Origin of the sequence: Beduini sp. (genome assembly GCF_047239305.1) — a bacterium.
Classification (GTDB): Bacteria; Bacillota_I; Bacilli_A; order Erysipelotrichales; family Coprobacillaceae; genus Beduini.
The window spans coordinates 87,876-94,661 of sequence record NZ_JBKTEM010000008.1; the positions used below are offsets into that span (position 1 = coordinate 87,876).

The window sequence follows — 6,786 nt, forward strand, 5'->3', positions numbered from 1 at the left end:
CTGGACCAACCGGAGCAACAGGAAATACTGGGGCAGATGGATTAGTAGGACCAACTGGTGTTACAGGTAATACTGGACCAACCGGGGCGGCAGGAGCAACTGGGCCAACAGGTGCTACAGGAAACACAGGTGCAGACGGTGCAACTGGACCAACCGGAGCAACAGGAAATACTGGGGCAGATGGATTAGTAGGACCAACAGGTGCTACAGGTAATACTGGGCTAACTGGAGCAACAGGCGCAACTGGAGCAACAGGCGCTACAGGAAACACAGGAGCAGATGGAGCAACTGGACCAACCGGAGCAACAGGAGCCACGGGAGAAGATGGTGCAACCGGACCAACCGGTGCAACTCCGATTGTAACCGTTGGACCAACTTTCACTAGCGAACCAGGAACAGATGCTAAAGTTACAACCGTACAGTTGCCAGATGGCATTGAGTTAGATTTTACAATTCCAAGAGGAGATACAGGACCTCAGGGACCAGCAGGTGGTGGAGGAGGATTACCCGCCTATGGTGGAAAATACAACAATACACCTCAAACATTGAGTTTAGTCGTTGGTGGATCTACTACGCTGCCATTACCAAACACAATGCCAGCCAGCAATGTAACTTTAGGAGCTAACAATTTGACTATTCAACAAAGTGGAGTCTACGAAATTAACTATATGTTTAATGCGTCCGCTTCATTAGGTGCAGCTGTAACTCTTGCTGTGTTAAGAAATGGTACAGCTATTCCAAGTACACAGGAAGTTCATCTTTTGGCAATTGGTATTGAATCCATTTATTCAGGCAGTGTTTTAACAACATTGACTGCAGGAGATGTCTTAACTATAGCGGTATCCGCACTACTAGCATTAACGCTTACACTGGGTACTGGTGTTTCTGTCACACTTTCAGTAAAAAGAATTGATGAAACTGCTGCTCAATAAAAGATATAAGCTATTTCAAGGATTGGTGAAAGCCAATCCTTTTTTCATGCCAAATAAAAAATAAGTGTATGAACATAAAATTGAGCTTATATTATAATACAAATTTAAAACAAATTATAACATCATATCACCATATTATAATGAGGATAAGAAAAGACTATGCTGTACAAAATGATCTCTGCATTAATTGCTTAAACATGAACCTTAGGAATAAAAGTTACAGATACTCTAAATATGTAATAAATTCTAGGGTAAAAGTCTTCCTAACGCTTAATAAAGAAAGTCGATAAATTGTAATAGTCACTACTGCTTTTTATCCCCCAATTTTTTTCTATAAGAAAAAAGCTAATAAATATAACAGTAGGGGGTTGTAAAAAATAGTCAATACGTTATTCTTAAAATAAGGATTGACCGATAAAGTCAATTTCTTTGAATAAAGTATGAGTTGTATAAATAATGAAAGGAACAAAGTCAGATGAATGATAAATTCTATACACTATCAGAAGAAAAACAATTAAAAATTGTTAATGCTGCAATGGAAGTATTCGGGAAAAATGAATATAAAAAAGCTTCAACTGATCTGATAGCAGTTAAAGCTGGGATATCAAAAGGACTTTTATTCTACTATTTCCATAATAAAAAAGAATTATATCTCTATGTTTATAATTATTTGATGGAAATCATGAAAGAAAAGATTGCAGATACTCATTTTCTGGAAATTACTGATTTCTTTGAATTATTAAAATATGCAGGAGCTGGGAAAGTAAAGATGCTGGAAAAAAATCCATATATTATGGAGTTTGCAATGAGAGCTTTTTATTCTGAACAGGAAGCAGTGTCAGACGCTTTAAAAACTATGAATACAGCTCAAGAAGAAGTTCTTTACCAAATGTATTTTAGTAATATTAATACAGATAAGTTTCACTCTGGCATTGAACCGTTTAAGATCTATAAAATGTTAAGATGGATGGGAGATGGCTATATCCATGATATACAAATGTCTGGAAAAACATTTAATATTGATGCCATGCTGGAAGAATTTAATAGTTGGATGGATATGATGAGATATCTTGTGTATAAAAAAGAATATCAAGTTAAACAGACAGAATCTACATAGTAATAAGTTATGTATAGATAACAAAATAGTATTGTAAAAGAAAAAGGGCGAAAAGATGGTTTGTTAAAATCATGAAAGGAAAAGATAAATGAATGAAAAATTCTATTCACTTTCTTTAGATATGCAGCAAAGTATCATAAATGCGGGGATGCAAGTATTTGCTGAAAACGATTATAAAAATGCTTCTGCCGATCTGATTGCCAGTAAAGCAGGGATTCCAAAAGGTTTGCTATTTTATTACTTTCAAAATAAAAAGGAGCTGTATTTGTATATCTATCACTATTTAGCGGAGATAATGATAGATCAAATAGTAGATATTCAATTAAAAGAGTTAACCGATTTCTTTGAGATATTGAGGTATGCAGCTCATAATAAAGTGAAGGCTTTGCAAAAGAATCCGTCTATCTTAGACTTTGCGATGCGAGCCTTTTATTTGGAAAAAGAAAGTGTTGCCAAACAGGTGAATGCATTTAATAACGAGCAAGAAAATCTATTATATAATGTTTATTTTGGCCAAATTGATGAGTATAAGTTCAAAGCAGGGGTTGAGCCATATAGGGTTTATAAAATGATAAGATGGATGGCAGATGGCTTTGTTCATGATATGCGAATATCTGGCAAAACACTTAACCTAGAAGTGATGGAAAAAGCGTTTAATGAATGGCTTGTGTTGATGAAAAAACTAGCTTATAAGGAGAAATATCAGGATGAATGTTATTGAAATAAATCATATTACGAAAGATTATGGGAATAAACGTGGTGTTTTTGATGTGAATTTCACTGTTAAAAAAGGAGAGGTTCTCGGCTTTTTAGGACCTAATGGAAGTGGGAAGACCACAACGATTCGACAATTGATGGGATTTATAAAGCCGGATCATGGTGAAGTGAAAATATTAGGTTTAGATTGTTTTGAAAAAGCGAATCTTGTTCAAAAAGAATTAGGTTATTTGCCTGGCGAGATTGCCTTTATGGAAGAAATGACAGGAATTCAATTTATTAAATTTATAGCACAGATGAAAAATATTAAAGATATGAGTAAAGCCGAGGAGCTGATGATGTTTTTAGAACTGGATGCTCAAGGAAAGATGAAGCGAATGTCAAAAGGAATGAAGCAAAAAATCGGATTAGTTATTGCTTTCATGCAGGATTCACCAATTTTAATATTGGATGAACCAACAAGCGGATTGGATCCATTAATGCAAAATAAGTTTGTTGAATTGATTCAGCGTTCCAAAAAAGAAGGGAAAACAATACTGATGTCCTCACATATTTTTGAGGAAGTAGAACATACGTGTGATCGAGTCGTGATGATTAAAGAAGGAAGCATTGTGGCTGCCGAAACAATGGAGAACTTGAAAAGAAACAGACAAAAGTATTATGAAATTCACTTTAATAAAGAAAGTGATGCAGTCAAGTTTGCGGAACAATATGACCAATGTCAAAGAGATCAAAAACAAGTCATTCTAACATTAAAAGGACATACGAATGAATTATTGAAAAATTTAAGTCAGTATGATATTAGGGATTTTAATGCCAGACCTCAGTCTTTGGAGGAATTGTTTTTACATTATTATGGAGGTGAACAATAATGCTAACGGTTCTATTTAAAAAAGAGTGGAAAACAAATTATAAAATATTTCTAATATTTATTGCTGTTTTGACATTGTATACATCAGTTATTGTAGCGATGTTCGATCCTAAATTAGGGGAAAGCTTAAATGCAATGAAAGAATCGATGCCACAGATTTTTGCTGCTTTTGGGATGACGGATCCGGGATTGACACTGCTGGACTTTCTTACGAATTATCTTTATGGATTTATCTTTATCGTTATACCGTTTATTTATATTGTAATTATGTGTCATCGTTTAATGAGCCGCTATATTGATAAGGGATCTATGGCTTATTTGCTTGCTGCACCTCATACTCGTACACAGGTGATGCTGACACAACTTGGTGTTTTATTAAGTGGGTTGATAGGGCTGATACTTTATGCAGTGCTGTTAATTATTGGGTGCAGTACAATGTTGTTTAATGAGAGTGTGGAAATAGGTAAGTTTCTTATGACAAATGTCGGGCTGTTTGGTATTCATTTGTTTTTTGCCTGTATTTGCTATCTATGTGCATGCTGCTTTAATGAAACAAAGTATTCAATTGGAATAGGTGCTGGAATCGGGATAGCTTCTATTCTTATTCAAATGCTTTCACAGGTAAGTGATAAAATGGAATTTTTAAAATATATGACACCATTAACTTTATTTGATGCCAAAGGACTGCAGTTATTTGAGCAGTCTGCAATAATTGGTATGGGTGTACTGTTTGCTGCTTCTTTAGTAGCTATTATCTTTGCACAAGCTTGCTTTAAGAAAAGAGATTTGCCATTATAAAATAAAGGTCAAAATAGGAGAATTAACCTGTTTTGGCTTTTTATATGTGAGCCTAGAGAGTATAGAATTTATTACGATAAATTGTCAATGAAAAAAGAAGAATAGATATATATAGCTACTCTTCTATCAGTAAATATTAGTTATTCGTTGCTTTTATCTTGATTAATTCAATCTTTAAGACTAATATCTTTTATTTGTTCCACTACTTCATCATTTGCTTTGTAAATAGTGACATTAGTTAAATTTTTGGGTATTACTACTTTGTCAAGGGTGGAAGAAAGTGAATAGGCGTAGGTAATCAAGTATTTATTATTATTTTCTTCATAAAGACCTATTACATATACTCCTCCATTATGGGTAGAATAAATAACACTTTTTGGATTACTAATATCGATTTTATCATTTGTGGTTTCTAAAGAAATGTCTAATTCTATTGGTAACTTAATGGTTTTCTTTGTTTTATCTATTTCAGCATAAGCCTCATCCGAATTGTTTATTGCTGAAACAGTAGTATTTAATGGGCTGCTAATAATTTCTGTGCGAGAGCTGCATCCTGCTAGAATAAATAAAGCTATAAAAATTAATGTTATCTTTTTGATCATATTTTTTCTCCTTTTTAGATAAAATTAACTTAAGTCAATTTTATCTAATCTACGATTTAGACAATAAACTACATTAAAAAAGCAAATAATAATTATAAAAATATAAATAATGGAATCTAAAAAATGAAAATTAGAAAGCAAGAACCACTCATGCATATTTAAGTCAATAAAACATAATAGGATATAACCTATTGTGACTACAACAAAAGATAGATTTCGTTTCATATAAACAAAACCGATTAAATAAAGAGAAAACAGAGAGAGTAAATATAATGTATCTCTTATAAAAATCAATGGATCTATTGCTATTGGTTGTTTAAAATAGAAAGTCAAATATAGAGTTTTTAATAACTGACACAAGACAAGAATAAATAATGCTTTTATAATATAGGTTAACAGCCATTTGCTTCTATTTTCTATACGTATAAAATAATAGCAGCTTGATTCAAAATGTTTACAGAAAGAAAAAGATAAATAAAATATTGGAATAAGGTTATACATGATCCATATAAATATTATATTAGCTTAAGATATAGTAAATTATTATGGAGTAATAGATCTTGTTATTAAATTGATAAAATACAATAATACTTATATACTACTGATTCTTTATATTATTTTTTATTATTAGCGTGTAGTAAAATAATTATTGAGATAAATGTAATTATATGTCTTTATATAATGGTAGCATTTATTCTATTGGGAATCAATGCTTCAATGCTATACTTAATTACTTTGTTGTATGAAATGTTGTTCTCAATTATGTCTTGAATAAATTAACATATCTTATGAGCCTAAAACATAAAATAACCTAGGTGATAAAATGTATAAGAAAATAATGGTTATAGCGATTATTGCAGTTGCAATATGCTTGTTTATATTTAAACCGAACAAAAAAACGGAAGAAGTAAATGCAGAACAAACTTTAACAAACCGTATCATTGTCATTGATCCGGGACATGGAGGTTTGGACAATGGGGCAAATGTAGGGAAAGTAAGAGAAGATCAATTAAATCTTAAAATAAGTTTAGCGCTTAAAGAAGAATTAGAATCACGTGGTGCGACGGTTTATCTTACACGAGATGATGACAACGATTTAACGCATCGTGATTATAACTATTCGAAACAAGACGACATGTATTTACGTGTGCGTAAAATCGATAGCTATAATGCTGACTTATTTATAAGTATTCATTTAAATGCTTCCACCGTTTCTTCAACTTGGGGGTCACAGGTTTTTTATTATGGAAAAAGTGATACTGCTAAAGAGTTAGCTACTGATATCCACGATGCTATGAAGCCAGTAACAGGAACTCGCAAAAAAATTGAAAGTGCTAATTTTTATGTGTTACGTTGTACAAAAACAAAGGGAGTATTAGTAGAATGTGGCTTTTTAACGAATGGGAATGAAAAAGGGCAATTAGCATCTAGTAAATATCATAAGAAATTAGCTGTTGCGATATCCGATGGAATTGAGACAAACTTATCTAAAGTTCCACCGGTACCAACAGAACCGGAAGAACCAATATCATAAAATGGTATTAAATAATAGACCAATTCATTTGTATAAAATAAAATTCGGAGAAAGAATTTCTTTCTCTATTTTCTTATGTTTGAATCTAAATGATCTTGTCAAAATAAGCAGATAAAAATAATTTAAAAAAGTTTCTATAAAGTGTTGACGAACACGGATTCAGGTGATAATATATAAAGGCAGTCAATTGATGGGCCTGTAGCTCAGCTGGTTAG

7 protein-coding genes and 1 tRNA gene (1 of these 8 cut by a window edge) are annotated in these 6,786 nt (G+C 32.5%); 7 read left to right on the top strand and 1 reads right to left on the bottom strand.

Annotation, left to right across the window (positions count from 1 at the left end):
* From ACLRVU_RS11280 to ACLRVU_RS11300, 5 genes are all read left to right on the top strand, one after another.
* Nucleotides 1–932 (top strand): BclA C-terminal domain-containing protein (locus tag ACLRVU_RS11280; protein WP_412891937.1); only part of this gene is annotated, 932 nt, incomplete at its 5' end.
* A 475-nt stretch (nucleotides 933–1,407) separates the two neighbouring features.
* Complete coding sequence (locus tag ACLRVU_RS11285) at nucleotides 1,408–2,049, top strand: TetR/AcrR family transcriptional regulator (protein ID WP_412891938.1); 642 nt, start codon at nucleotides 1,408–1,410, stop codon at nucleotides 2,047–2,049.
* 88 nt (nucleotides 2,050–2,137) lie between these two features.
* Nucleotides 2,138–2,770, top strand: coding sequence for a TetR/AcrR family transcriptional regulator (locus ACLRVU_RS11290; protein ID WP_412891939.1), 633 nt, complete (start codon nucleotides 2,138–2,140; stop codon nucleotides 2,768–2,770).
* A complete protein-coding gene (locus ACLRVU_RS11295; RefSeq protein ID WP_412891940.1) occupies nucleotides 2,757–3,638 on the top strand; it encodes an ABC transporter ATP-binding protein in 882 nt (293 codons plus the stop codon). The genes ACLRVU_RS11290 and ACLRVU_RS11295 overlap by 14 nt, the downstream gene beginning before the upstream one ends.
* Nucleotides 3,638–4,435, top strand: a complete 798-nt coding sequence (locus ACLRVU_RS11300; RefSeq protein ID WP_412891941.1) for an ABC transporter permease subunit — start codon at nucleotides 3,638–3,640, stop codon at nucleotides 4,433–4,435. Before ACLRVU_RS11295 ends, ACLRVU_RS11300 begins: the two co-directional genes overlap by 1 nt.
* 167 nt (nucleotides 4,436–4,602) lie before the next feature.
* On the opposite strand, the gene ACLRVU_RS11305 is transcribed toward ACLRVU_RS11300, so the two are convergent.
* Nucleotides 4,603–5,037, bottom strand: coding sequence for a hypothetical protein (locus ACLRVU_RS11305; protein WP_412891942.1), 435 nt, complete (start codon nucleotides 5,035–5,037; stop codon nucleotides 4,603–4,605).
* Between the two features lie 823 nt (nucleotides 5,038–5,860).
* On the opposite strand from ACLRVU_RS11305, the gene ACLRVU_RS11310 reads away from it, so the two are divergent.
* Nucleotides 5,861–6,571 (top strand): N-acetylmuramoyl-L-alanine amidase family protein, encoded by a 711-nt coding sequence (locus tag ACLRVU_RS11310; RefSeq protein ID WP_412891943.1) that lies wholly within the window; start codon nucleotides 5,861–5,863, stop codon nucleotides 6,569–6,571.
* A 192-nt stretch (nucleotides 6,572–6,763) separates the two neighbouring features.
* Nucleotides 6,764–6,786, top strand: a tRNA-Ile gene (locus ACLRVU_RS11315); it runs 154 nt beyond the window's last position.

Excerpts from the sequence above, each read along its gene's own strand:
- ACLRVU_RS11305 (WP_412891942.1), bottom strand. The coding sequence starts at position 5,037 with ATGATCAAAAAGATAACATTAATTTTTATAGCTTTATTTATTCTAGCA.
- ACLRVU_RS11310 (WP_412891943.1), top strand. The coding sequence starts at position 5,861 with ATGTATAAGAAAATAATGGTTATAGCGATTATTGCAGTTGCAATATGC.
- ACLRVU_RS11300 (WP_412891941.1), top strand. The coding sequence starts at position 3,638 with ATGCTAACGGTTCTATTTAAAAAAGAGTGGAAAACAAATTATAAAATA.
- ACLRVU_RS11290 (WP_412891939.1), top strand. The coding sequence starts at position 2,138 with ATGAATGAAAAATTCTATTCACTTTCTTTAGATATGCAGCAAAGTATC.
- ACLRVU_RS11285 (WP_412891938.1), top strand. The coding sequence starts at position 1,408 with ATGAATGATAAATTCTATACACTATCAGAAGAAAAACAATTAAAAATT.
- ACLRVU_RS11295 (WP_412891940.1), top strand. The coding sequence starts at position 2,757 with ATGAATGTTATTGAAATAAATCATATTACGAAAGATTATGGGAATAAA.